Annotated in this window: 12 protein-coding genes; 5 read left to right on the forward strand and 7 right to left on the reverse strand. The window is 71.4% G+C overall.

What is annotated here, in order from left to right:
• Position 1: 1 nt before the first annotated feature.
• From IEY36_RS11575 to IEY36_RS11590, 4 genes are all read right to left on the reverse strand, one after another.
• Positions 2-12622, reverse strand: a complete 12621-nt coding sequence (locus tag IEY36_RS11575; protein WP_188967222.1) for a two-partner secretion domain-containing protein — start codon at positions 12620-12622, stop codon at positions 2-4.
• A 3-nt stretch (positions 12623-12625) separates the two neighbouring features.
• The gene (locus IEY36_RS11580) at positions 12626-14401 is read right to left on the reverse strand and encodes a ShlB/FhaC/HecB family hemolysin secretion/activation protein (RefSeq protein ID WP_188967223.1); all 1776 of its coding nucleotides are present in this window, start codon (positions 14399-14401) and stop codon (positions 12626-12628) included.
• A gap of 129 nt (positions 14402-14530) precedes the next feature.
• The gene (locus IEY36_RS31240) at positions 14531-15088 is read right to left on the reverse strand and encodes an OmpA family protein (protein WP_188967224.1); all 558 of its coding nucleotides are present in this window, start codon (positions 15086-15088) and stop codon (positions 14531-14533) included.
• A gap of 75 nt (positions 15089-15163) precedes the next feature.
• The gene (locus tag IEY36_RS11590) at positions 15164-18058 is read right to left on the reverse strand and encodes an FAD-dependent oxidoreductase (protein WP_188967225.1); all 2895 of its coding nucleotides are present in this window, start codon (positions 18056-18058) and stop codon (positions 15164-15166) included.
• Between the two features lie 75 nt (positions 18059-18133).
• On the opposite strand from IEY36_RS11590, the gene IEY36_RS11595 reads away from it, so the two are divergent.
• The 5 genes from IEY36_RS11595 to hydA are packed head-to-tail and all read left to right on the forward strand — an operon-like array spanning position 18134 to position 23532.
• Positions 18134-19045 carry a dihydrodipicolinate synthase family protein gene (locus IEY36_RS11595; protein WP_188967226.1) on the forward strand — a complete coding sequence of 304 codons (912 nt, stop codon included), beginning with the start codon at positions 18134-18136 and terminating at the stop codon, positions 19043-19045.
• Between the two features lie 14 nt (positions 19046-19059).
• A complete protein-coding gene (locus IEY36_RS11600) occupies positions 19060-19884 on the forward strand; it encodes an ABC transporter substrate-binding protein (protein WP_188967227.1) in 825 nt (274 codons plus the stop codon).
• 27 nt (positions 19885-19911) lie between these two features.
• Positions 19912-20601 (forward strand): amino acid ABC transporter permease, encoded by a 690-nt coding sequence (locus IEY36_RS11605; RefSeq protein ID WP_188967228.1) that lies wholly within the window; start codon positions 19912-19914, stop codon positions 20599-20601.
• Positions 20573-21982, forward strand: coding sequence for a cytochrome P450 (locus IEY36_RS11610; protein ID WP_188967229.1), 1410 nt, complete (start codon positions 20573-20575; stop codon positions 21980-21982). Before IEY36_RS11605 ends, IEY36_RS11610 begins: the two co-directional genes overlap by 29 nt.
• A gap of 59 nt (positions 21983-22041) precedes the next feature.
• Positions 22042-23532 (forward strand): dihydropyrimidinase, encoded by a 1491-nt coding sequence (gene hydA, locus IEY36_RS11615; protein WP_188967230.1) that lies wholly within the window; start codon positions 22042-22044, stop codon positions 23530-23532.
• Here hydA and IEY36_RS11620 read toward each other — a convergent pair.
• The 3 genes from IEY36_RS11620 to IEY36_RS11630 all read right to left on the reverse strand — a co-directional run bounded on the left by IEY36_RS11620 (position 23519) and on the right by IEY36_RS11630 (position 26590).
• Entirely contained in the window at positions 23519-24691 is a 1173-nt protein-coding gene (locus tag IEY36_RS11620) for an aminotransferase (RefSeq protein WP_188967231.1), read from the reverse strand. The two genes, hydA and IEY36_RS11620, sit on opposite strands and share 14 nt — an antisense overlap.
• Before the next feature lie 359 nt (positions 24692-25050).
• Complete coding sequence (locus IEY36_RS11625) at positions 25051-25830, reverse strand: 3-hydroxybutyrate dehydrogenase (protein WP_188967232.1); 780 nt, start codon at positions 25828-25830, stop codon at positions 25051-25053.
• A 22-nt stretch (positions 25831-25852) separates the two neighbouring features.
• Positions 25853-26590, reverse strand: a complete 738-nt coding sequence (locus IEY36_RS11630; RefSeq protein ID WP_188967233.1) for an acetoacetate decarboxylase — start codon at positions 26588-26590, stop codon at positions 25853-25855.
• Between the last annotated feature and the right edge of the window lie 24 nt (positions 26591-26614).

Consider the following 26614-nt stretch of genomic DNA (forward strand, 5'->3'; position numbering starts at 1 on the left):
GTCAGTAATCCTCATCGGCCACATTGGGCAGCTGCACGTCGGGGTCGGTGATCGCACCGCCACGCAGGCGGATGTCGATCTGCTGCGGCGGCGCCTGCGGGATGGTGAGCGCCTGGCTCGGTACGATGCAGTTGACGGAGGAGACCACGCAGCCATTGATGCGATAGCGCGTCAGCGCGCTCGTGCCGGCCGGCCGCGTGCTGTCGGCGAAGCGTGCTGCGGTCGGCCCGCCGATCAGCGCGCCCGACCCGTCGAACAACTGCCCCGTCAGATCCGCCGAGCCGCCGGTGCCATGAATGCCGAGCCGGCCGGCCGAGACGATGGTCCCGATCACCGTGCCGCCATCAAGCAGCAGGAAGACGGCGCTCCGCCCGGCATCGATGTTGATCTCCATCGGGCCGGCGGCGGCGGCGGAGGCGGCGCCGAAGGCGCCCGGCGCCTCTGTGCCCGGCAGGCGGACCTGGGTCGCCTGCTGGTTCGCCGGCAGTCCGGGGATGTCGGGCTGCACCACCATCAGCGGGTCGGGCGTCGCGCCGGGGCCGCGCGTGTCGTACAGCACCGCCGGCAGCACGCCGTCGCGCGGGGCGACGACGATGGTCGACGGTGAGGCGATGCCCCCCGGCGCGGTGAAGTCGACCGCCCGGCCAATGACGTAGCGGCCGCCATTGAGCGTCATCGTGCCCGACGCATCCACGTCGAGCGTACCGGTGGTGATGGTGTTGTCCTGCAGCACCACGGTCCCGCCGGCGATGCGGATGCTGTCGCTGGCGGTGAGTGTGCTGGAGACGACGCTCATTCGGCCACCGGTCTCCAGCACGATGATCGTCGGGTCGATCGAGAAGGACTGGAGGTTGGCGCCTTGCCCGGCCTGCAACCGCACCGCGCCGGTCGCAGTGATCTTGCCGTCGGCCAGCGTGGCGAACCCACCCGCTGAGAGCGTGGCGTCCCCGCCGGCGGTCATCTGGCCGCTCAGGCCGAGCGACCCGCGGGCCGACAGGCTGACGCCCTGGGCCGATTGCACAAGACCCGATTGAGTCAGCGACCCGTCGGCCACCAGCGTGACCGGCCCGCCCGCGGCCAGCGTGCCCGTGCTGGAGATGTTGGCGCCGGCCGAGAACAGCATTTGCCCGGCGGCGTTGACCCGGCCGGACTGGGCGAGCGATCCGCCCGCCGCCAGCGTCACTGGCCCGGCCGCGTTCAGCGTGCCGGTGTTGGTGACGTCGCCATCGCCCGACAAGCGCATTTCGCCGGCGGCGGTCACCTGGCCGGACTGGGTTAGCGCCCCGCCGGCCGCGAGGGTTACCGGCCCGCTCGCACTCAGCGTGCCAGCGTTGGTGACGTTGCCGCCCCCGGTCACCTGCATCGCGCCGGCGGCGGTCACCTGGCCGGACTGGGTCAGCGCCCCGCCGGCGGCCAGGGTGACCGGCCCGCCCGCATTCAGTGTGCCGGCGTTGGTGACGTCGCCGCCCCCAGTCACCTGCATCGCGCCGGTGGCGGACACTTGGCCGGACTGGATCAGCGCCCCGCCGGCGGCCAGGGTGACCGGCCCGCCCGCATTCAGTGTGCCGGCGTTGGTGACGTCGCCGCCCCCAGTCACCTGCATCGCGCCGGTGGCGGACACTTGGCCGGACTGGATCAGCGCCCCGCCCGCGGCCAGGGTGACCGGCCCGCTCGCATTCAGTGTGCCGGCGTTGGTGACGTCGCCGCCCCCAGTCACCTGCATCGCGCCGGTGGCGGACACTTGGCCGGACTGGATCAGCGCCCCGCCGGCGGCCAGGGTGACCGGCCCGCCTGCGCTCAGCGTGCCGCTGTTGCTGACACTGCCGCCGCCCGACAGCCGCATCTCCCCGCTGGTCACGATCCGGCCAGACTGCGCGAGCGCGCCCGTCGCCGACAGCACGGCGGTGGCCGCGGTGACTTGGCCGGTCTGGCTGAGGTTGCCGCCGGCGGCGATGTCTGCCGCGCCACCTGCCGTCGCGGTGGCGGCGGTGGCGAGGTCGCCGGCCGAGCGCAGCGTCAGCCCGGTGCCCGCCTGCACCGCGCCTTCCAGCGTCATCGCGCCGCCATCGGCGCGCATGTCGACCAGCGCGCCGCCGCGGACCGTGCCACGGCCGGAGAGCGTGGTGCCGGCCTCGAGCCGCACCGCGCCCGCCGCCTGCAGGTTGCTCCCGGCTGCGGCGATGATGGCGCCGGGGGTCGTCACGGTGACGTCGCCGCCGCCGCTGCCCGTCGCACCATAGGTGACGGTCCCCCCGGCGGTGAAGCTGGCGGCCGCGCCGGCTGACCAGCTGCCGGCGAGGGTCATGCCGGCGCCGGCACCAAGCGTCAGCGCCCCGCCGGCGGCGATGAGGCCGGAGGCGTCGAGTGCGGCCCCCGCGTTCAGCGCGACATCGCCGGCCATTCGGATGGCCGCGCCGGTGGTCAGCACGCCGCCTGCCGTCGCGGCCAGCCGGGCGCCGTCCAGCGTGCCGGTGAGCGTCATCGCGCCACCCGCGCCGAGCCTGACAGTCCCGCCTGCGACTAAGCTATTGGCGAGATCGAGTGTCGTGCCCGCCGCGAGCGTCGCATCGCCGGCCGTGGCGGTGAGGGCGGCCGTCGTCGTGATCGCGCCCCCCGCCGTCGCGGTCAGCGCGCCGTCGGCGCCGATGATCCCACCGAGGGTCATCGCACCGCTGGCGGCGGACAGGGCCACCAGCGTCCCGCCCTGGACGGTGCCGAGGGCCGAGAGGGTGGTGCCGGCCCCGAGCCGCACCGTGCCGCCCCCTTCGATGCTACTGGCGGCGGTCGCCGCGATCGCGTCGGGCGTCGTCAGCGTGACGTCGCCAACGGCGCTGCCCGTCGCGCCGTAGGACAGCAGCCCGACGGCGGTGAAGCTGGCGGCGGCGCCGGATGACCAGGTGCCGCCGAGATCCATCGTGTCCCCGGCCATCAGGCTGAGGCCGCCGGCGGTGCTCAGCCCCGCCGTGCTGGACAGCGCGCCGATGGCATTGGCGAGGATGCCGCCACCGGCCGCGATGGTGCCGCCGAGTGTCATGCCCGCGCCGGCACCGAGGGTCAGCCCGCCGCCCACATCGGCGGTACCCGTGAAGGACAACGCGCCGCCCGCCGTCAGCCGCGCGGCGCCGGTCGTGGTGAGGGCGCCCGCATAGTCGATGTCACCGCCCGCCTGCAGCGTCGCGCTGCCGGGCCCGCCGGTCACGGTGATGCTGCCGGTATTGGCGACCGTCAGCCCCTGGTCGGTGCTGAAGGACAGGCTACCGACCGCGCTGACCGGGCCGTTCACCAGCAGCGACAGGACGGTGTTGAGCGAGAGCACCGGGCCGGTAGCGACCAGGCCGGCGAGTTCGACGATCTGATTGTCGTCGGGCAGCGCGATGCTGCCGGCCTGCAGGGTTAGCAGCCCGGTGTAGAGCAGCGCGCCGGCGTCCTGCGTCACTGCGCCGTCGCTGACGATCTGCACGGAGCGGGCGGCGGTGCCATTGCCCTGGACGTTGCCGGTCAGGCGAACCGTCGCGCCGTCCAGCACGATGTCCCGGCCGACGATGCCGCCCGACGACAGCGCGCCGCCGGCGGTGAGCCGGACCTGCTCGCCCGCCGTGATCGTTGCGCCGACCAGGCCGATGCTGCCTGGCAGGTCGGCGAGGATCACGGGGCCGGTGGTGAGCGCACCGCCAGCCTCGACAGTCACGTCGCGCGTGGCGGTGATGCCGCCCACCACGGCGTCGCCGGCGCTGCGCAGCGCCACATCGGCCGCGACCGGCGCCGGAATGGGCGGCCCGCCGCGTTGCGTGCCGGCCGAGATCTCGCCGAAGCGGTCGATGAGATTGGCGCCATCGACGCGGAAATCGCCCTGCGAGGACCCGGTCAGCGCCGCGACATCGACCGTCCCGCCCGTCTGCGTCACCGCGCCGCCAGTGATGCCGGGGCTGCCGGCGATGAGTTCCAGCACCTGCGCGCGCTCGCCACCCGGCCCGCGCAGCGCGACATCGCCGATGATGCGGATGTGGCCCGCCGTCACCGTCCCGTCGGCGCTGCCGCCGATGCGCAGGCGCAGCGCGGCCGGGGCGGCGAGCGTCGCGCCGCCGCCGCCGAGCCGCGTGATCTCCGCGACGTTCAGGGCCAGCGTGCCAGCACCCTCGCCACCCAGCGTGACGGTCCGCCCGGCCGTCTCCGGCAGCAGGTTGATGACGCCCGCCGGCGCCTGGACCGCGGCCTGGATGTCGAGGTCATCGGCCCGCAGGGTGATGCTGTGCGCCATGCCACCGACACGGATGGCGGTGCCGTCGCCGCCATCGCGCAGCCTCATCAGCCCCGCCCCGCCACGGATGGCCACATCGCCACCCGCGACGATGCCCGCCAGCGCCGCGATGCGATTGCCCGCGCTACCCGGGTCGAGCCCGATGCTGCCATTGGGGAAGATGGCGCGCAGCGCGGCGACATCGATGGCGGTGCCGGCCGCCTGGCTCAGCGAGCCGTCGCCGCTCAGCGTCAACTGGTTCACCCGCGGATTGGCGCCGCCGGTGGCGAGCGACACATCGCCGGCGATCTCCACCCCGCCGGTCACGCCCAGCGCGCCGAGGATGAGCTCCGCCGCCGGCGTGCCGGTCGGGAAGAAGGAGAGTTCCGTGCTGTCGAGCGTGATCCGCCCTGCATTGGTGCCGCCCGCCGCCCCGCCCAGCACATAGCCGATGCCGGCATCCGCCGTGGTGGGCAGCAGCGTCACGGTGCCCGACGGCACGCGGATCGCGGCGGCGATGGCGAAGTCGTCCGCGCGCAGCAGTAGCGACCCACCGGCGCCGATGTCGAGCGCCCCGGTGATGCCGAGGCCGGCATTGCCGCCGAAGCCGCTGCTGCGCACCACGCCGCTGGTCCCGGCGGTCAGGCCGAGGCCGAGGTCTGCCCCCGCCGCGGAACGCCCGCCGCCCAGCGTGCCGATCGCATTGCCGGCACGGTCCAGGCTGACCTGCCCGCCGGCCAGCGCGGCGAGCAGCGGCGTGCTGATCGTCCCGCCGGTCTGGATGATGTCGTTGCCCGAGGCGATGCCGCCATGGAACGACCCGGTGCGCAGGACGATGCGCCCGCCCACTCCGGCCGAAAGATCGTCGCCGAGGGTCAGGCTCGGTGCTTCCAGCGTCAGCACCTGGCCGGCGCCCACCGAGAGCGGCAGGTCGAGCGTCAGCGCCAGCGCATTGCGCAGCGTGATGTCGCTGCCCGCCGTCAGCGCGTCGATGTCCAGGATCCGGTTGCGCGCGGTGCCGTCCGGATTCGCCGCGTCGAGGATGATGGCGCCGGTCGCCCCGGCGCGCAGCGTGGCGGCGGCGAGCCGCACCCCGGCCGCCTGGTCGATGCCGCCGGCGCGCGCCGTCAGATCCACCGTGCCGCTGGCGAGCACCTCATTGAGCCGCAGCGACGGCGCCGAGAGCGTCACATCGCCGGCGATCGCGGTGCCCCCCGCGCTGGTCGCCCCGGCGGTCAGCGCGATGGTGTTGTCGAAGGCGACGCCGGTACCGGCGATCGCCGCCAATGTACCGACGGCATTGTCGCCGGTCAGGGTGACGGCGCCGCTCGCAGTGGCATTGAGCGTCGTCGCCTGTACCGCGGCGAGGCCGGCCGTGCCGGTGATGTTGCCGGCCCGCGCGACCAGCGTGGCCGTCCCCGCCGCCTGCACCGCGATGCTGCCCGCCGCGTCGGACAGCGTGACGCCGTCGGCCGTGATGGACACGTTACCCGCGCTGCTGCGCGTGCCGCTGACGGTCGTCGCGCCATCGGTGGCGATGGCGATGCTGCCGCTCGCCGTCGCCTCGATCCGCGGCAGGGCGTTGCCGTCCCGATCGATCTGCACCGAGGCGCCATCCACGCGCAACGCCGCGGCCGACAGGGTGCCGCCCGATTGCGTCACGGCGCCGCTGGCGGCGAGGTCGAGCAGGCTGGCCGCCGCGCCAGCGATCGCGACGTTGCCGACGAAGTCGATGGCCGCGCCTTCGAAGCGCAGCGTGCCGCCACCCGCATCGAGCCGCGCGATCTCGGCCTGCGACAGCCCGGCATCGGCATCCGTGACGCCGAGGGCGAGGCCGGCAGCGTTGGTCGAGCGCAGGCGGATGGTGCCGGGCGTGCCGGTGATGATCGCGCCACCATCCGGCCCGATCGCGAAATCCGACGCGGTCAGGGCGATGGCACCGCCGGTCGAGCGTAGCGCCGCGTCGATCGCCAGCGCGCCGCCGGTGGTGAGGGTGATCGGCCCGCCGCTGCTGATGCCGGCCGTGCCGGCTTCATTCGCCACGACGCGCCCGATCGCGCTGCCGGCGGAGCCCAGCGTGACCGCGCCGCGCGCCGTAGCACTCACCTGCCGGACGGCAAGGTTGAAGCCGCTGCCGACGATCGCGCCGTCGCTGGCCAGCTCGAGCGTCAGCGGGGCGCTCGCGCCGGTCAGGTCCAGCGCCTGGCGCAGGGTGATGGTGCCGGCGTCGCTGTTGCCGATCATCAGGCGATCGGCCTGCACACGTTGCAGCAGCGAGGTTGCATAGGTGACGGCATCGCCCGAGCCGCCTAGGCCGATCGTCGCGCCGACGGTGAAGGGCATGAAGCGCACCACGCCACCGGGGGCGTAGAACACCGTTCCCGCCAGCCCCGGGGCGACCGTCAAGCCATCCGCGACCACCTGCACCGCGCTGCCAGTGCCGGCATTGACGCGCGCTGCGACCTCGACGCCACCGAGGGCATCGGTGAAGGACAGTGTGCCGCCGTCGCGCATGACGATGCTGTCGGTGCTCGCCGCCGCCACGCCCCGGCCGGCGGTGAGGCGCGTCACTTCATTGTCGCGGGCGAGGTTGATGCTGTCACCGGCCGAGGCCGAGAGGTCCCGTGCGCGGATGATGCCGCCCGTCTGCGTGATCGAGGTGCCCGTCGCCGGGGCATTGAAATCCGCGCCGGTGCGCAGGATGACACGGCCATCGGCGGTGCTGGCGGCGATGGTGCCGGCCAGGGTCAGGTCCGGCGCCTCCAGCACCACGCTGCTGCCGGCGAAGGCGGTTGCGGTGACGCCCTCCACCGTCAGCGCGTTGCCATTGCGCAGCGTGACGCTGGAACCCGACGATGGGCCGAGCGTGGCGACGCGGTTGATATCCGCGGCGCCGGCCGTCGCCCCACCGCCATCGAGCACCACGGCACCCGAGGCGTTGATGGACAGCCGGTCCGCGGTGATCGGCGCGGCGAGCGCCTGCGTGATCCCGCCCGACGGCGCCACCAGCGTGACGGTGCCGTCGGGCGCGGTGATCCCCGGCGCGGCGATGACGTAGGACCCCGCGCCGCGGAAGGCGAAATCCTGCCCGGTTGCGGCGGACCCTGCGAGTTGGCCGACCTGGTTCAGCGCCGTCGTTCCGTCGAGCCACACGGAACCGGCCAGCGCCTCCGCGTAAAGCTGCGAGGCGACGACCGCGCCGCTGCCCTGGCTGATATCGCCGGTCACCGCCGAAAGCGTCAGCAGCCCGCCCGTGGTCGACAGGGTGAACACATCGTCGAACACGATGCCGCCGCCCTGCAGCAGCACCGTATTCACGCCGTTCAACGGGGCCACCGCCCCGGCCACGGTCAGCATGCCGGCCGTCGCATCGGATCGCCCGATGACGAGGTTGCGCGCGATCAGCGCCTGCAACATCGCTTGGGAGATCGAGAGCGCGCCGGCATCCACCCCGCCGATGACCACTGCGCGATCCACCGTGCGCGGCGCCACCACGATCGTGCCGTTGTAGCTGGGGCTGCCCAGCGGGTCGCCAGCGGTGACGATGGCGTTGAGCGCCAGCGCATCGGCCCGCAGCGTCACCACGCCATCGCTCGCCGAGGCGACGACGCCGGCCCCGCCACCGAGCGTCGCCGGATTGATGGTGAGGTCACTGGCCGACAGCGTGACGGAACTGCCCAGCACGCCGGAGACCGTGGCCGCCGCCGCGTCCGGCAGCGGGACGGCAGCGAGCGAGGTCGTGGCCAGCGCACCGGCGGTATCGAGCGCGAACACGCCATCCGTCGCCGCCGCGATCAGCCGCACATCGTTGCTGCCGTCGCTCAGCAGCACATCCCCGGTGGCGCGGATGCCGAGGCTGTCGGCGGCGATGCGCCCCGTCGCTTCCTGCGTGATGCCGGCCCCGGTGCCGATGCGCACGGCGCTGACCGGGGTCGCCTGGTCGACACCGAGGGTGCCGCTCAGCGTCATCTGCCCCGGCGCGGTCAGGGTGATGGCACCGAAGCCCAACGTCGCGCCGGCATTGAGCGTCAGCGTGCCGCCGCTCTCGATCCGGGCGATGCCACCTGGCCCCGACTGGACGATGCTGCCATCGAGCGCGAGGTCGCCCGCCGCGTTGAAGGCGAGGATCCCGCCCACCGTGCTGGTCCCGAGCACGCCGACCGCATTGCGGTCCGCCGCCAGGGTCGGGTCGAGCAGCGCGTCGCCGCCGGCGTTCAGTTCCAGCCGCCCGGCGGTGATCGCCGCGCCGGCGCTGTTCTGGATGATGTCGCCATTGCCCGCGTCGAGCCGCACGGTGCCGGCGCCAGCGCCGATCGCGGCCTGCAACAGGATGTCGCCGGCATCGGCGATGAGGGTGATGTCCGCCGCGCCGGCATCGGTCGGTGCGAGCGTCATGCCCAGCGTGAAGCCGGTGGCGCTGCGCAAGCCGAACGCCCCGTTGAAGCTGGCGGCGCCAAGCGTGCCAACCAGATTGGCCGCCTGCGCCAGGTCGATCGCGCCATCGGCGGCGAGCGTCAGCGTGCCAGTGGTGAGCAGGCCGGCGGCGGTCTGGGTGATGGTGCTGCCGGCCCCGTTCCCGGCCGCCGTCAGATTCAGTTGCGAACCCACGGAGGTAGTGATCGGCGCCTCGACCGAGATGGCTCTGCCGCTGAGCGAAACCATCGTGGAGGACGCCAGCGACTCAACCGGCGCCGAGACGGTGATGGTTCCGGTTGTCGCGAAATCGATCCCGTACCAGGAATACAGCGAGCGCTCGCCGCTCACCCCGCTCGGTGTCTCGCCGCCGGCCAGGCGGAAATCGCCGGTCCCGGCCAGTGCGATCCCCGCCTGTGCATGCGCCACCAGATCCACGGTGGTCCCGGCAGGAGACACCAGCGCGCCGCCGGCCGCCTGCGTGATCGCGTTGGCCGAGAGCAGCGTGATGGCCGCCCCCGGCCCATTCGCCTGGATGCTGACCGCACCGAGTGCGATATCGCCGCTGGTGGTCTGCATCCGCACCGACGGCGCGGTGACATCGGCCGAGACGCTGATGCCGTTGGCGCTGAGCAGCGACAGCGCGGCTCCGGGCGAGATCGCCTCGACCACCGACAGCCCGTTCGCGGTGATGGTCTGCGTCGCCTCGCTGGCGATCGTCGTGCGCCCAAGCTGCAACGTGCCGGTGGTGATCGCCGCGAGATCCGAGGTGGCGAGTTCCAGCGTGCCGGCCGGGTTGCCCGCGGTGCCGACCTGCACGGCGTAATCGCTCGACCGGGGGCCGATCTCGACCCTCCCGCCGGTGCCGGCCGTGACGGTGCCGCCGGCCAGGTCCAGCGCATCGACCCGCAGCGATATGGTCCGCCCCGCCGTCGCGCGCAGCATGCCGGCCACTGCCAGGCTGTCGGCGATGATCGCGACGTCCCCGGTGCCGGTGCCGACGACACCGCTAGCGCCCCCCCCGGCCACCTGCAACGCGCCGCCGACCAGGGTCACGCCATTGCCGCGCGCCTGCGTCACCGTCAGCGCCCCGGCAGCGGTGAAGGCAAGCGCGCCGGTCGCGCGCGCATCGAGTTGGGTGACCGCATTCGCCTCGGTCAGGCTGATCGACGCCGCCGCGCTGCTCGCCGAGCCGCTGGCCCCGCGCACGGTCAGCCGGCCGCCACCGGTGCCGCCGAGGTCGAGCGCCACGGATTGCGTGACGCCGCCGGCCGCCCTGACGGTGGCATTGCGCGCCGTCATGGCGGCATTCATCGCCACGTCGCCGGTCGTCGCGGTCAGCGTCGCGTCGCTGCGCGCGGCGCCATTCGCCTCCGCCGTCACCGCGCCATCGATCGTCAGGGCCCGGCCGCGCAGCGCGATGTTGCCATCCGCGGTGGTCGCGCCGAGCACCTGCAGCGTGCCATTGGCCCCCGACAGGTCGAGCGCATGGCCATTGCCAGTGACGGTGGCCGTGACCGGCAGGGCGCTCGCGAGGTCCGCACTGCCATCGGCGGCCCGCCGCGCCAGCACCGCGTCGGCGGCCTGGGTGACCGGCCCGTTGACGGTCATCGTCACGCTGTCGGTGTGGAGCGCGCCATTGAGCACCAGCGGCGCGTCGTTGCCCGTAACGGTGAAGGTGGTCGCGCCGGCCACCGACAGGGTCTGGCTGGTGACTAACTCGATGCCGCGGCTGCTACTGACGCGCAGCAGCCCATTCGCCGTGCCGCCATCCTGCAACTGCAGGCTGCCGTTCGCCTGGTCGAGCACGATGTCGCCCGTGCCGCTCACCGAAGCCCAGATCGGCAGGCCGACATTGGCTCCGTCCGGATGCTCGATCGTCACCCCCGCGCCCTGCGAGATTCCGGTGATGGCCGCCAGCGTCAGGCCGGTCGTCCGCAGATCCGCTTCAAGAGCGAGCGCCCCGGTCATCGCCGTCAGCGCCACGGTATTGGCGGTCAGCGCACCGGTCACGCGGATCGCGGCACCGGTCAGGGCGAAATTGCCGCCAGCGCTGCTGGCGAGCAACGCGATGGCGCCATTCGTCGCGCTGGTCAGGCCGACCGCCGCGCTGCCGCCGGAGGCCGCGGCGCTCAGCGGCAGTTCCGTCCCGGCGACCCGGTGGGCGATGCTGCCGCCGGTCTGCGTGATGTTGCCGCTGGCCGACAGCGACACCCCGGTCGCGCGCAGATCCGCCCCCAGCAAGATCCCGCCGGCGCCGGTCTCGAGCGTGAGCACGCCATTGACCGAGACATTGGCGCCGCTGCGCTGGGTGATGTCGCCGGTGCCGGCGGTGCCACCGAGGCCCGCGCGCAGCGTGAGGTCGCCGGCGGCGGTGCGGTCCACCGCGTCGCCGATGACGATCTGGCGCGTGGCCTCGAGCGTGATGTTGCCGGCGGCATAGCCTTCGAGCACATCGGGCGTGATGCGAACCCAGCCGCCGCCGCCGCCGCTGGTGGCGCTGACCGCACCCGGCCCGGTGACGGAGCCGGCGACGGTGGTGAGGTCGGCCGGCGTCTCGGTCACGCTGTTGCCGGCGATGCCGAGCGGCGTGGTCGCATCCGCGATGAAGATGTTGCGCGGGTCGAGGAGGAATTCGCCCGCCGTGCCCGCCGGGGCGCGCAGGTCGACGATGCCATCAAGCACGAAGTCGGACTGGCCGGAGACTTCGATGAAGCCGCCATTGCCGCCCGTGGCGCCGCCGCGCGCCGAGAGCGTGCCGCGCATCTCGGTGCGGTCGGTGCTGTTGACGACGATCTCGCCTCCCTGGCCGTTGCTGGTGGCATCGGCGCTGATCGTCGCCCCGCGCGCGACCGTGGTGCGCGCGGCCATGGTCTGGTTGTGCCCGCGCCCGGTGGTGCCCACCAGCACCTGGCCGCCACTCGTCCCGCCCGAGGCATCGATGCGCGCGGCGGCGCCGACGGTGACCTGGCCGGTCGCTTGGAGTGCCACGCGGCCACCGCGCGCGGATGCATCACCGGTGGCGGTCAGCGTGCCGTCGAGATAGACGCCGCCGCCATCCGCGCGCAGCGCGATCTCGCCGGTGCGGCCGGCGCGCGTCGGCGTCTCGATCCGGCCGGTGTTGCGCACCAGGTCCTCGACCAGCCCCGAGGCGGCATGGGCCGAGAGCAGCACCGACCCGCCCGCGGCCTCGATGACGCCGCTGTTGGTGACCAGCGCGGCATTGCCATCGGGCGCCGTGGTGACGGCGCGCGTCACATCGATGCCGATCAGCCCGTCACCGGCCAGGTCGAGCACGAAGGTCTCCGCCGCACCGAGCGCGACGCGACCGAGATTGGCGCGGATGACGCCGGAATTAGACACGCCCGGCCCGACCAGCGCGGCGAGCCCGCGATCGGCGACGGTGATGGTGCCGTGGTTCTCGACCCGCGCGCCGCGACGCGGCTGGCCGTCGAACACCATCCGGCCGGCCATGAAGTTCTGGTTGGTGATATTGGCCGCCGAAGCGATCAGCGAGCCGACATCGACCTGCGCGCCACCCGCGAACACCATGCCCGATTGGTTGACGATGGCGACGCCGCCATTGGCCTGGATGCGCCCGGCGATGACGGACGGATCAGGCCCGACGACGCGGTTCAGCGTCCAGGAGCCCTGGCTGGGCTGCACGAACTGCACCGTGTGCCCGCTGCCGACGTTGAATTGCTGCCAGTCGATCGCGGCGCGGTTGGTGCCCTGGGTGATGGTGGTCCGCCCGGTGGACTGCGCGATGCTGGCCTGGCCGGCGACGACTTGGCCGCCGGTCGGCCCGGTGGTCTGCGCCAGCGCTGGCGCTGTCACCGGCAGCAGTGCGGTGGTCGCCAGCAGCCACCAGCGCTGTGGCGCGCGGCGGGCCGGTGGCAGGGCAGGGGCCGGGCCGGCGTCGCGGCGGGCCGCCGTGCGGCGCGTCTTGCGGGGCGTGGTGCTGCGCGTCATCGGTCAGAACCTGATCAGCGTGCGGAAATAGAGCTGTGTCGCGCGCAGCGGTTCCGAGAACTGCCCATCGGGCTGCGTTGTGATGCGGCGCGCCAGTTCGACATCGACCTGCACCGTATCGGCGACCACCGTGCGCACGCCGCCACCCCAGGAGGACAGCCGCCGGTCCGCATCGGTGACCAGATTCTGGTAGGCCCAGCCCATGTCGCGAAACATGTAGAACTGCGTGGTGCCGCGATTATTGCCCAGCGACGGCTCGGCCGGGATGTCGTAGGCAAGGTCGAGCTGCAGCTCGAGCGCATAGCCATAGCCGTAGTCGCCCGTCACCTGCCCGGAATAGAAGCCGCGGCCGAGCCGGTTTCCGCCGAGATAGTATTTCTCGGCATTGGGCAGGACGTTGGTCGACCACTGCCCGTTCACATAGGCCTGGATGTTGATCATCGCGCCGTCGAAGGGCGAGAAGATCGGCTGCACCCGCTGGTATTCGCCGGTCCATTTGGTGAAGTCGAATTCCGAGCCGATGCGCGTCGCGCGCGGGTCGTCATTCGCGGTGGCATCCCAGTCGATGATGCCCTGGTGGACGCGGAAGGCGGCCTGGTTCGTCGCTGCCGGCGTGAAGGGGATGACGCTGTCGAGCGCCTGGCCGTCGAAGCCGCCGCGCGCCGTGCGGATATGGTCGCGCCCCGCCAGCGAACGCCCCGAGGAGGTGCCCACGCCGGTGTAGGTCGTGCTGTCGAACATGTCGAACTGCGCGACCGCCCAGAGATTGGCCGGTCGGGACCGGATGATCGGATAGGTCGCGACGACGCCGGCCAACGCGGTTTCGCCATTGTAGCCGATCTGGGAGAGCTGGCCCGAGGGCAGCGTGTTGCCCATGCCGGCATATACCCGCAGGCGCAGGCCCGACCCACCGATGAAGGTCTCGACGCCGCCCTGGGTGAACCACTGCGTTCCCTGTTCCGACCCGAACAGCGTCACCTCGGTCCGTTCGCCATACTCGGTCAGCGAGTTCACGCCGCCGACGAACAACGCCTCCCACGGGCCGGTGAGTTGGTAGGCGCGGTTGTCCACATTGAAATAGCCGCTGACCGCCGAGCGAGAGACCTGCGCGACCAGCCGCAGCGCGCCAGGTTCGCCCTGGATCGGCTGCAGTACGCCGCGCACCCGCACGCCCGGCACGTCCGAGGCCAGCAGTAGGGCGCGCTCCACCCCGGCGGTCGAGACCGGCCGTTCCTCCTTCACCCGTTCCAGGAAGCGCAGCACCTGGGTGCCGGCCGGGCCGATATCGCCATCCAGCCGCACCTCGGAGACATAGCCCTCTGTGATGGCGAAGCGCGCCTCGGCCCGCCCATCGGGCCCCGGCACCAGCGCGGCGGCGACCGAGACGAAGGGGTAACCAGCCCGGCGATACGCGCCCAGCAGAGCAAGCCGCGTCTGTTCAATCTCGGACAGCGCGACGGTCTGGCCTTCGATCGGGCTCAGGAAGGGACGTAAATCCGCCGTCTCGACTGCGGTGTTGCCCTGCACGGTGGCGGTGCTGATCGCAACACGCTGGCCCTCGCCGGGACCGCGCCGCGCCTCGGGCGGCGGCGGCTGCGTGCGCGGGGAAAGGTTGGGCGCGGTGGGCGGCAGGATGCGGTCCCGCAGGTCAACCGGCGGCGGCGGTGGCCGGGGGACGTTGATCGGCGCCTGGGCCAGCGCAGCACCCGGCAGGGCAATGGCCAGGGCCAGGCACAGCGTCAGGTTCTGGCGGGAAGGCAGGCAGGCCGTCACGGTCACTCGCACGGAACTCGGTTGTGGTTTCCGTGAGGATAGGCCGAATCTCAAAATTTATGAACAATCGATTGATGAATTTCGATCGCATATTGCGCGATGGTGTTGTTTAGACACGCATTTGGCCGCGCCGCCTCATTCCCCCAGATTGATCACCTGCACGCGCCGATTGCGCGCCTCGGCCCGCCCGTCCGGCGTCAGCACCAGAAGTTGTGTCTCGCCAAGACCAACCGCCTCGAGCCGTCCCGGTTCCAGCCCGTAGCGGGTCACCAGCACCTCGCGCACCGTCGCCGCCCGTCGTTCGGACAGGGCTTGGTTCATGGCCGTGGCGCCAACCGTGTCGGTATGCCCCTCGATCCGGAAGCGCGCGCGGGCGAGTTCGGGCCTGGCCAGGGCGCGGGCGAGGGAGGCCACCAGCGCCTCGGCCTGTGGCGTGAGCGCGGCGGAGCCGGTCGGGAAGATCACCATCAGCGAGACGGCCGGGCGGTCGGGCGGCGCGGTGGTGGCCGGCTGCACCGCCATCCCGGCCGCGCCCGTCGCCGCAGGCGGTTCGGTGCTCTGGCCAGGGATGCGCAGCCCGCGCGTCAGGTTGCGCACGATGCTGTCGGCCACCGGGTCGGGTACCGGCTGCGCGAGAACCGGGGCGCCGAGCAGCGCCGCAAGCAGCGCGAGCGGGGGGAGCAACGGGCGCATAGTGAATCCTCCTGACCGTTGGCCGGAGACTACACGCATTGCCGTCGTGGTGGAGGAATCTTCCCCGCCCGCGGTTCAGCCGAAGCGGGCGATCGAGAAGGCGGGCGCCACCGGCTCCCGGCCGAGCACCGCATCGGCCGTCATCCGTCCCGCCACCGGCCCGAGCGTGTAGCCCGAGGAGGTCACCGCGGCGAAGAAGCCCGGGCAACCCGGCGCCTCGCCCAGGATCGGCGCGCGGTCGATATGCACGTTCATCCCGGTCCAGGCGCGCAGCACCGAAAGGCCCGCGACGGCCGGCACGACATGCCCGGCGACCCACAGATTGCCCTCGATGCTCTCGCGCCGGTTGCGCGTGGCGCCGGTCGCGGCGTCATAGGCGCCGGGCCACCCGCCGCCGATCAGCAGATGCCCCAGCGGTCCCTGCTTGAAGGACAGGTGCCGCCCGGCATGGGCGACCAGATGCGGGATGATCGGCGCGGTCGCCTCGGTGGCGATGACCTGCTGGACCAGCCCGCCGACCGGCAGCGTCACGCCGGCCAGCGCCGCGATCCGCCCTGACCACGGCCCGGCCGCGACGACGACCCGCCCGGCGCGGATGGTGCCGCCCTCGGTGGCGACCTTGAAACCCGCGCCGTCGCGGGCAATGCCGGTGACCTCGACGCCGCCGGCCACCCGCGCCCCGGCGCGCTTCGCCAGCGCCAGCAGGGCCGCGGTTCCGCGCAGGGGGTCGATCTGCCCTTCCTGTGGGCAGAAGGCGGCGCCCAGGAAGCGCGGCGTCAGATAGGGCGCGATGTCGCGCAGCTCATTCGCGCCAACGACATGGTTCTCGACCCCGGCGCCCCGTTCGACCGCCGTCTTGCCGTGCAGCCAGGCGAGTTCGGCCTCGGTCTCGGCCAGCATCAGCCCGCCCTCGGTGCGGATGCCGCAGCTCTCGCCGGCATCGCGCGCGATCTCCTTCCACAGTTCGATCGAGCGCGGCCCGAGCGGCAAGGTCGCCGCCGCCGGCCCGGCGGTGCCGAGCGCCTCCGCCTTGTCACCGAAATCATAGGACAGCAGTTGCACATGCAGGCTGCCGGCATTGGCGGTGCTGGCGGCAAGGCCGGGTTCCGACCGGTCGGCCACCAGCACGTCCAGCCCCTCGCGCGCCAGGTAGAGCGCGGTGGACAGGCCAAGCACGCCGCCGCCGATCACCAGCACGTCGCAGGCGCGGTTCTCCGCCGCCAGCGGCATGGCGGGGCTGCGCCAGAAGGTTGGCACAGGGTCGTGGATGACCGGCGCGTCGAAGCCTTCCGGCAATTCGCGCATCAGCGCGGCCGCGGGGATCGGCCGGACCGGCGCGCGCGGGGCGGCGAAGGCGGCTTCCTCGGCGTTGCCGCCGACCAGCCGGGCCATGGTGGCCCCGCACATGCGGCCCTGGCAGCGTCCCATGCCAGCGCGGGTCTGCTTCTTGAGCGCGGCAAGGGTCCGTGCATCGCTTCCCATCGCCGCACGCAGCGCCCCGGCGGTCACCTCCTCGCAGCGGCAGACCACGGTCGCATCGGCAATCGCGGTGGCGTCGAAGGCGGGCGCGGCAAACACTCGCCACAAGGCACACTGGAAGGCCAGCGCCTGGTCGAGGTCGCGCCGCGCCGCCGCATCCTCCGCCACCGAGAGCCCCAATTCCCGCGCGACGGCCAGGCCCGCCAGCCGCCCGCGCGCCAGCGCCACGCGCGACCCGCCGATCGCCGCGCCATCGCCGATCGCGAAGACGCCGGGGATGGAACTGCGGCCTACCTCGTCCGTCACCGTCTCCAGCCGACCGATCTCGGCCCCCGGCCCCTCGGTGCTGAAACGCTGCGCGCAGCCCAGCGCGCGGGCGAGGCCGGTCTCCGGTTGGAACCCCATGTTCAGCGCGGAAACGCCGGCTTCGATGCGGCGTTCGCCATCGGGTGTGGCGACGTGCAGCGCGGTGAAACGGTCGCTGCCCTCGCAGCCGAGAATGGTGGCGCCCCACAGCACCGGCACCCCCGCGCGCTTCAGCGTGGCGAGGTAGCGCAGCCCATCCCAGGCGAGATCCGGCGCGGTCCGTGCCAGCGTCAGCATCTCGCGCCACACGCCGAGCCCTGGCTTCGGCGCCGCCTCCACCACGGCGGCGACCTGCACGCCGCCGGCCAGCAATTCGCAGGCGAGTTGCAGGTTCAGCGGCCCGCTGCCGGCGATCACCACCCGTTCGGCCGGGCTGACGCGCTGGGCTCGGGCGAGGGTCTGCAACGCCCCGGTCGTCATCACCCCGGGCAGCGTCCAGCCTGGCACCGGCACCGGCCGTTCATGCGCGCCCGGCGCGAGCACCAGCCGCTTCGGGCGGAAAGTGACGGCGGCGCCATCGACCAGCGCGGCGATCTCATCCGCCGCGAAGCCGCCCCACACCGTTGCACCGTGATGAATGACGATGCCGGCCGCGCGGGCTTCCTCGACCAGCGCCGCACCTTTGCGGAACTGCGCATCCGGCGAGGCATTGGCGTGGCTCGGGGCGAGCGGCTTCAGATACTGCCCGCCGGCCTCGGCGCGTTCATCCAGCACCACCACATCCGCGCCCGCATGGGCGGCGGCGATGGCGGCGGAAATCCCCGCCGGGCCCGCGCCGACCACCAGCACGTCGCAAGCGTGCTCAGCGATCTCGGCCGGTGCCTCGGCCAGCGGCGCGGGGGCGGTGGGCAGCGCGCCCTCCACCCGCATGCCGGCCTTCGCCTTCACCAGGCAGGCGCGTTGCCCCGCCTTGCCATCGACCGTGACGATGCAATCCCAGCAGGCGCCCATGCCGCACCACAAGCCGCGTGGCACGCCCGACGCGGTGTGGCGGAATGCCAGGATTTCGGCGGCCGACAAGGCGGCGGCGATGGTCTCGCCCGGCAACGCCTCGACCTCGCGGTCGTCGAAGCGGAAGCGGATCGGGGTGGCGGACGGCGTGATGGTCGGTGAAGTAAGTCGCATGACCTTGCCGGGACAGAGTAAACGGTCTCCGATCATCGCATGCGGCCCTGCCGCGTCCATCCCCGGAGACCGCGCATGTCCCGTGAACCCTTCCGCGGCACCTATACGGTGCTGGTCACCCCCTTCACGGCCGATGGCGGCGCGGTCGACCTGAAGGCGCTGGAACGCCTGGTCGAATACCAGATCACCGAGGGCGTCCGCGGCCTGATCCCGCTGGGCTCGACGGGCGAGTTCCTCTCGGTGTCGCGCGAGGAGCGCACCGCCATCACCGAGACCGTCATCCGCGCCGCCGCCGGCCGCGTGCCCGTCATCATGGGCACCGGCATGGAGGACACGCGCGATGTCGTCGCGCTGTCCAAGGAAGCGGAGGCGCTCGGCGCCGACGGCGTGATGATCATCCCGCCCTTCTATTCCGTGCCGACGCTGGAAGAACTGGTCCACCACTACGACACGGTGGCCAAGGCGATCGGCATCCCGATCATGGTCTACAACAACCCGGCGACGTCGAACGTGGACATGACGCCGGCGATGCTGGCCGAGATCAGCCGCATCCCGAATTGCCGCTACGTCAAGGAAAGCACGCTGGAGGCGACGCGCGTGCGCGACATCATCGCCCTGTGCGGCGACCGCATGGAGGTCTTCGCCGGCGTGCTGGGCTATGAAAGCGCCTGGCTCGGCGCGATCGGCTGGGTCGCGGTGTGCAGCAACGTCGCCCCGCGTCTGTCATCCGAGATGTTCGACACGGCCGCCTTCGAGGCGAACCGTGACAAGGCGCTACCGCTGTACCGCCAATTGGCGCCGCTGCTGCCCTGGGTTGGCGGGCCGCGCTACGTCTCCGGCACCAAGGCGGCGTTCCGCCTGATGGGCATGGATATGGGCCCACCACGCCCGCCGAGGCTCCCGTTGCCGTCGCGCGACATGCCGGCGCTGGCGCAGGTCTTGCAGGATATCGGCCTGATGAGCGTCGCCGCCCAGGCGGCAGAATAGGGAGACTTCACATCATGGAACGCCGCGCTTTCCTCGCCACCGGCGCCTCGCTGTTGGCGACCCCCGCCTTTGCCCAGGCACCCGCCTGCGTCCAGGTCATCCCCAATGGCGAGCTGGTGAAGGCCGGCACGCTGACCATGTCGACCAACCCGACGCTGCCGCCGATGCAGTTCGTCGACAGCACCGGCACGCTGAAGGGCATGCGCGTCGAACTCGGCACCGAGATCGCCCGGCGACTCTGCCTCCAGGCCGAGCATGTGCGCGTTGAATTCGCCGCCATGATCCCCGGCCTCGCGGCGCGACGGTGGGACATGATCAACACCGGCATGTTCTACACCGAGGAACGCCAGCGTCTGATGTACCTGGTGCGCTACGAACAGCAGGCGATCAGCGTCTCGGTGCCGAACGGCAATCCGCGCAACATCACCAAGGTCGATGACCTCGCCGGCCTGCGCGTCGGCGTCGAGCAGGGCGGCTTCGAGTTCCGCCGCACCACCGATATGTCGAACGACCTGCGCGCCAAGGGGCTGGCGCCGCTGCAGATCCGCGCCTTCGACAATTTCGCGGTCTCCTTCCAGGCGCTGCGCGCGGGGCAGCTCGACGCGGCCATTTCCATCGACAGCACGGCGAAGGAATACCAGGACCGCGGCGACTTCACCCGCGCCATCTCCGGCCTCTATGGCACGCCGATCAACTTCGGCTTCCGCTCCAAGCTGCTCGCCGAGGGCGTCGCCAGCGTGCTGACCGCGATGAAGGCGGATGGCTCCTTCCAGGCGCTGCTCGATCGCTACGGCGTCACGCCCTATGACGGGCCGTTCGAGGTGGTGGGCCCGGCCTGACGCGGCGCGGCAAGGGATCGCTCCTCCATGCAGGTCTGGCGTTGGGACGGCTTCTTCGATTCGCTGCTAAACACCTACCTGCTGGAAGGGGCGATCATCTCCGTCGGGCTGACGGTGGCATCGCTGCTGATCGGCCTGGCCATCGGCATCGCGCTGGCGCTGATGCGCCTGTCCGGGCAGCGCGTGATGTCCGGCTTCGCGGTGTTCTATTGCTGGCTGTTCCGCGGCACGCCGCTGCTGGTGCAGTTGCTGATCATCTATACCGGCCTGCCGCTCATCGGCCTGCGATTCGATGTCTGGGAGGCCGCGCTGATCGGCCTGTCGATGAACGAGGGCGCCTATCTCTCCGAGATTGTCCGCGCCGGCATCCAGGCGGTGCCGCGCGGCCAGCAGGAAGCCGCCCGCGCGCTGGGCCTGCGGCGGCCGCAGGTGTTCCGCCTGGTCACCTGGCCGCAGGCGCTGCGCGTCATCATTCCGCCGCTCGGCAACAGCGTGAACGGGCTGCTCAAGACCACCTCGATCGCCTCGGTCATCAGCGTCGATGAATTGCTGCGCCGAACCCAACTGCTGATCCAGGAACGCTTCCTGGTGCTGGAGTTGTTCACCGTCGCGGCGATCTACTACTTGGTGCTGACGACGCTGTGGGACATCGTGCAGCGGCGGCTGGAACGCCATTACGGGCGCGGCGATGCCATGGACTCGGCCGACCGCCGGTGACCGTTCGGCCGCGGCGGCCTATCCTGCCGCCATGCAGGCCATCGCCGATTTCATCCCGCCCATGCCGCCGCCGGCCCCACGCGAGCCATCGGCGATTGGCGGGCTGTTGCGCGCGCGACGCGATGTGCTCTCGATCTTCCCGCGCGACGCCTATCGCCGCCAGGTCTTCACCACCCGGCTGCCCGGCCGGCTGATCCTCGTCGCCAATGCGCCGCAGGTGGTGCGCGAGGTCTTCGTCACCCGCCACGAGATCTACCAGCGCAAATCCCGCTTCCTCGAGGATGCGCTGCGCCCGGTCGTTGGTGGCTCCTGCTTCATCGCCTCGGGCGATGACTGGGCCGAGAAGCGCGAGGCGATCAGCCCACCGATCCACCCGTCCGGCCTCGCGCAGTTCCACCCCTGCTACATCCAGGCCGCCGAGACCTGTGCCGAGGGTCTTGCCCGCGCCGAGGGGCCGGTCGATGTCGCCGCCGCCTATGCCGCCGCCATCAGCCATGTGCTGCTGCTGGCGATGTTCGGTGACACCGCCTCGGCCGATGAGGCGCGCATCATCGCCGAGACCTTCACCGCCTATCAGGACGCGGCGGAGGTGGTGGACCTGTTCGGCCTGATGGGCCTGCCGGACATGCTGGGCTGGCTGACGCGGCGACGTGCGAAGCGGCTCGCGGCCGAATTGCGCGGCCGTGTCGCGCGGCTGATCGACGCCGCCGGCCCTGAAGGCGGCACGCCGCTGCTCAAGGCGCTGCGCGCGGCCCATCGCGCCGACGGTTCGCCCGTGCTGACCGGGGAGCGGCTGCTCGATGAGGTGGTGATGTTCCTCCTCGCCGGCGCCGAGGGGGCGGCGATCACGCTCACCTGGACGACGATGCTCGCCGCCCTGCACCCGCCGACCGCCGAGCGCATGGCCGCCGAATTGCCAGCCGCGCCGCCCGGCCATGCCGACCTCCAGGGCCTCGCCTACACCCGCGCGGTGGTGCAGGAATCGATGCGGCTCTACCCGCCCGTCGCGGTCTTTGCCCGCCAGGCGACGGAGCCCGACCGCATCCGCCGATGGGATATCCGCAAGGGCGACATCGTACTCGCCGTGCCCTGGCTGCTGCACCGGCACGAGGCCCTTTGGGAGGCGCCGAACGCCTTTCGTCCCGAACGCTTCCTCGGCGACGCGCCACGCCAGCGGCCGCGCTTCGCCTATATGCCCTTCGGCGTCGGGCCGCGCATCTGTGCCGGTGCCGCCTTCGGCATGGCGGAGGTCATGGTCTTCGCCGCCATCCTGTTCCGCCGCTTCCGCTTCACCCTCGCCCCGGGCTTCACCCCGCAGCCGAATTGCCGCCTGGCCTTGCGGCCGCGCGGCGGGATGCGGATGCTGGTCGCGCCGCGCTGACGCTGGACGCCTCCGCCGCCGCGCCGCAATCTTGCACCGCAGCGAATGGGAGAATGGTGATGGCTGACTACGATCTCGCGATACGCGGCGGCCAGGTTGCGACTGGCTTCGGCACGACACGCTGCGACATCGGCGTCCGCGATGGCCGCATCGTCGCCTTGGCCGACAGCATCACAAACGCCGCCCAGGTGATCGCGGCCGATGGCCTGCTGGTGCTGCCCGGCGGCGTCGACAGCCATTGCCATATCGAGGAAGTCTCGCGCGGCGGCTACGCCAGCACGGGGGACGCCGAACCGCCCGTCACGGTCAGCGAGGAGTCCTTCGCCACCGCCTCCGCCTCGGCCTTCGCCGGCGGCACCACCTCGGTCGTCTGCTTCGTGCCGCAATGGAAGGGCTTCGGCGTCTGGGACCGCTACGTCGATGCGCGTGCGCGGGCGGCGAAGGGAATGCTCGACCATTCCTTCCACCAGATCATCGCCGACCCGACCGACGAGGTGATGGATATCGAGGTACCACGCATCGTCGCTGAGGGCGTGCGCAGCCTGAAGGTCTTCCTCACCTACGAACCGCTGCACCTTTCCGATGGCCAGTTCCTGCGCGTGCTGACCAAGGCGCGCGAACTCGGCTGCCTGGTCACCGTGCATTGCGAGAACTACGACGCCATCAACTGGCGTACGCATGAATTGCTCAAGCACGGCATGACCGCGCCGAAATACCACGCCTGGTCACGCCCGCCGGTCGTCGAGCGCGAAGCGACCCACCGCGCTATCGCGCTGGCCGAGCTGGTGGACCAACCGATCCAGGTATTCCACGTCTCCTGCGCCGAAGCGGCCGAGGAGATCGCCCGCGCGCAATATCGCGGCGTGAAGGTGTGGGGCGAGACCTGCCCGCAATACGTGGCACTCACCGCCGCCGACATGGACCGCCCCGGCTTCGAGGGCGCCAAATTCATGTGCAGCCCATCCCCGCGCACGACGGAAGAACAGGCGCGCATCTGGGAAATGATCCGCCGCGGCACGCTTGACGTGGTCTCCTCCGACCATTGCGCCTTCTCCTACGAAGGCGACAAGGGCAAGCGGCAGAACGGGTCGGATGCGGTGTTCCGCGACATTCCGAACGGCATCCCCGGCTTCGCCACGCGCCTACCGATCATGTTCAGCGAGGGTGTCTCGAAGGGCCGCATCAGCCTCGATGAATTCGTCCGCCTGACCAGCACCAACCCGGCGCGGCTGATGGGCCTCGCGCCGCGCAAGGGCATGATCGCGATCGGCGCCGATGCCGATCTTGCCCTGTGGGATCCAGCGAAGAAGGTGACCATCACCAACGCGCTGATGCAGCACGCCATCGACTACACGCCATACGAGGGTCTGGAGGTCACCGGCTGGCCGGTCGCCACCATCCGCCGTGGCGAGGTGGTGATGCGCGACGGCAAGGTGCAGGCCGAACCCGGCACCGGCCGCTTCCTGCCGCGCGGCTCCTACGATTTCATCCGCCCGCGTGGCGTGACACCGAACGGTTTCGACCCGGCGCCACCGCTCAATCCCGGCTGACCGGGCCTCTCAGCCGCGCCGGCACCTGCGCGATCACGCTGTCCTCCGCATTGGCGAAGGCGAGGCGCAGATGCCGCTCCTGCCCCGGCCCGAAGAACGGCCCCGGCAGGCCTAGCAGCCCGCGTTCCACCGCCAGCCTCTCCGCCATGGCGATGGCATCCGGCGCATCCTCCGGCAGCCGCAGATAGGCGAAATACGCCCCCAGCGCATCAAGCCGCCACCCCGGCAATTGAGCGGCGGCCCGGCGGAACGTCGTGGCGCGCCCGGCCATCAGGTCGCGATTGGCCAAACGCCAGTCGCGCAGCGCCTCAACCCCCCAGGCCAGCGCCGTCTGCGCCGCCCGCGGCGCGCAGATCTGCATGGTGTCGAGTGCCTTCATCAGCCCCGCGCGAAACCCCGCGCCTGAAGCGATCGCCGCAACCCGGTGCCCCGGCACGCAATAGGCCTTGGAGAAGGAATAGAGATGGATGAAGCCATCCCCCCAATCCGGGTCGGCGAACAATGTGTGCGGCGGGCACTGCGACGGCGCGAGGAAGTCGCGATAGGTCTCGTCCAGCACCAGCCAGGCATCGTGCCGCCGCGCCAGGTCGGCGAACCGCGCGATGATCGCCGGCGGATAGACCGCGCCGGTCGGGTTGTTCGGCGTGACCAGAACGATGGCGCGCACGCCGGCCATCAGGGTCTCGGCGTGGTCCGGGTCGGGGATGAAGCCGTCCTCGGCACGGCAGTCCAGCGGCACGCAGGGAATACCGAGCGCGGTCAGCGCCATGCGATGGTTGAAATACCAGGGGGAGGGGAGCATCACCGCCTCGCCGGTGTCGGCCAGCACCGTCATCGCCATGGTGAAGGCGAGATTGCCGCCGGAGGTGATCGCCACCGCCTCGCTCGGCACGCATTCGCCGTAGAAACCGGAGATGTCGGCCGCCAGCGCCTCGCGCAGCGCCGGCTCGCCGTCGATCGGGCCATAGGTCGCGGCGGCGCGCCCACCGGCCGCCTCGGCGAGCCTGGCCAGCAGATCGGGATGCGGCGGATAACCCGGCACCGCCTGGGTCAGGTCGAGGATTTGCCCGGCAGCCCCATCATACCGCGCCGCCCAGGCGCGGACGGCGGGGATGGGTGGGTTCTGGGTGTCGCGGATGCGTGGGGAGAGTTGGGGCATGGTGGCGGACCCTTCCAGCGCCGCCGCCCGCTCGTCAAGAACAGGCGTCCACCCAGAAATCAGAAATAGCGGCCTGAGGCAGACGCCTCGGGCCCGGAGCGCAAGGCGCGACCGCGCCCGGACCGTCAGTGGTGCTCGGTGCGACAGTGCACGGCGCGAAACCAAGGCCGGCGGATGCCGGCTGCCCGGCGCATGAGGGCAAAAAAGCAATCGACCCGAGGCAGAAGCCTCGGCTTGGGAGCGCAAGGCGCGACCGCGCCCAGACCGACCGTGCTCCCCGGCGCGCCAGCGCGCGGCGCGAAGGCACGCCGCGCGGATGCGCGGCGCCCACCGTTCGAGGGCTCAAAGAAGCCCCCCTCTCACTCCATGAACCACCCATGGCTAACCACCAGCGACTGCCCGGTCAGCGCCTTCGACCCGAAGGAGGCGAAGAACAGCGTCGCCTCGGCGACATCCTCGACCGTGGTGAATTCGCCATCCACCGTCTCGCCGAGCATGACCTTCTTGATCACCTCTTCCTCGGAGATGCCGAGTTCCTTGGCCTGCTCCGGGATCTGCTTGTCGACCAGCGGCGTGCGCACGAAGCCCGGGCAGACGACATTGGCGAAAACGTTGTGCTCGGCGCCTTCCTTGGCGACCACCTTGCACAGCCCGAGCAGCCCGTGCTTCGCCGTGACATACGGCGCCTTGAGCTTCGAGGCTTCCTTCGAATGCACCGACCCGGTGTAGATGATCGACCCGCCGCGGCCCTGCTTGTACATCTCGCGCAGGCAGGCGCGGGTGGTCAGGAAGGCGCCGTCCAGATGGATGGCGAGCATCAGCTTCCACTTGGCGAAGTCGAACTGGTCGACCGGCGCCACGATCTGGATGCCGGCATTGCTGACCAGGATGTCGACGCCGCCGAACACCTTCACGGTCTCGGCCACGCCGGCATCGACGGCGGCTTCGTTGGTCACGTCCATCGCCACGGCCAGCGCGACGCCATCGCCGCCGAGTTCGGCCGCGGCCGCCTTCGCGGCATCGAGGTTGAGGTCGGCGATCACGACCTTCGCCCCTTCACGCACGAAGGTCTTGGCGATCTCCTTGCCGATCCCGCTCGCCGAACCGGTGACGATCGCGACCTTGTCCTTGAGACGCATGGTGTCTTCCTTTCGAGAGTATTCAGGCGAGGTAGTCGTGCACCACCGAGCCGAGGCCCAGCGTAAGGTCAGCCACCAGATGCGTCGCTGAGACCACTTCCAGCACGGGCAGGTCGGCCACCGGGGCGAGCGCGTGCGGCATCAGCGACAGCGCCGCCGGCCCGGTCCAGGCGCCCTTCAGCGTCACATCCTGCAGATAGTATTCGACCAGCTCGCAGATCCGCGCCGTGCCATCGACATGCGGGATGATCTTCAGCAGCCAGTTCGGCGTGCCCAGCGAGGCGAGCACCGCCGCCTCATCGGCATGGTGGTGCTTGTATCCCATCGTCGCGGTGGCGACGCGTACCGGCCCGTAGTCCAGCGTGCCGACCAGCGTGTCGATCTCCGCCTTCAGCGTCGGGTTGGCGAGCTTCTTCGGGAAGCCCCACAATTCCCGTCCACCGGCGATCGGCGGATGGTCGTTGAGGAACATGCAATGGGTGTAGCCACCCTTTTTGCCCTTGTAGGTCACGGGAATGACCTGGCCCGTCTCGGTGTAGTCGCCGAAACCGGTCGAATCCGGCATGCGGATGAACTCGTACTTCACCAGCGGTTCCGTCACCTCGAGCGGCGCGGGCACGACGGCGCGCAGCTTCTCCATGTCGGTGCGGTAGGTGATGATCATGAATTCGCGGTTGACGAATTTGTACGGCCCCGGCGGATAGGCCGGGCTCGTAAAGGGCATGGCGAAGGCGTTACGGCGGATCTCGTCTTCGGTCATCGCATCCTCGTTTGGGGGGGCGGC

Origin of the sequence: Neoroseomonas lacus, from assembly GCF_014644535.1 — a bacterium.
Taxonomy (GTDB): Bacteria; Pseudomonadota; Alphaproteobacteria; order Acetobacterales; family Acetobacteraceae; genus Neoroseomonas; species Neoroseomonas lacus.

Excerpts from the sequence above, each read along its gene's own strand:
- IEY36_RS11630 (WP_188967233.1), bottom strand. The coding sequence starts at position 26,590 with ATGACCGAAGACGAGATCCGCCGTAACGCCTTCGCCATGCCCTTTACG.
- IEY36_RS31240 (WP_188967224.1), bottom strand. The coding sequence starts at position 15,088 with ATGCGCCCGTTGCTCCCCCCGCTCGCGCTGCTTGCGGCGCTGCTCGGC.
- IEY36_RS11600 (WP_188967227.1), top strand. The coding sequence starts at position 19,060 with ATGGAACGCCGCGCTTTCCTCGCCACCGGCGCCTCGCTGTTGGCGACC.
- hydA (WP_188967230.1), top strand. The coding sequence starts at position 22,042 with ATGGCTGACTACGATCTCGCGATACGCGGCGGCCAGGTTGCGACTGGC.
- IEY36_RS11575 (WP_188967222.1), bottom strand. The coding sequence starts at position 12,622 with ATGACGCGCAGCACCACGCCCCGCAAGACGCGCCGCACGGCGGCCCGC.
- IEY36_RS11590 (WP_188967225.1), bottom strand. The coding sequence starts at position 18,058 with ATGCGACTTACTTCACCGACCATCACGCCGTCCGCCACCCCGATCCGC.
- IEY36_RS11605 (WP_188967228.1), top strand. The coding sequence starts at position 19,912 with ATGCAGGTCTGGCGTTGGGACGGCTTCTTCGATTCGCTGCTAAACACC.
- IEY36_RS11595 (WP_188967226.1), top strand. The coding sequence starts at position 18,134 with ATGTCCCGTGAACCCTTCCGCGGCACCTATACGGTGCTGGTCACCCCC.
- IEY36_RS11610 (WP_188967229.1), top strand. The coding sequence starts at position 20,573 with ATGCCATGGACTCGGCCGACCGCCGGTGACCGTTCGGCCGCGGCGGCC.
- IEY36_RS11625 (WP_188967232.1), bottom strand. The coding sequence starts at position 25,830 with ATGCGTCTCAAGGACAAGGTCGCGATCGTCACCGGTTCGGCGAGCGGG.
- IEY36_RS11620 (WP_188967231.1), bottom strand. The coding sequence starts at position 24,691 with ATGCCCCAACTCTCCCCACGCATCCGCGACACCCAGAACCCACCCATC.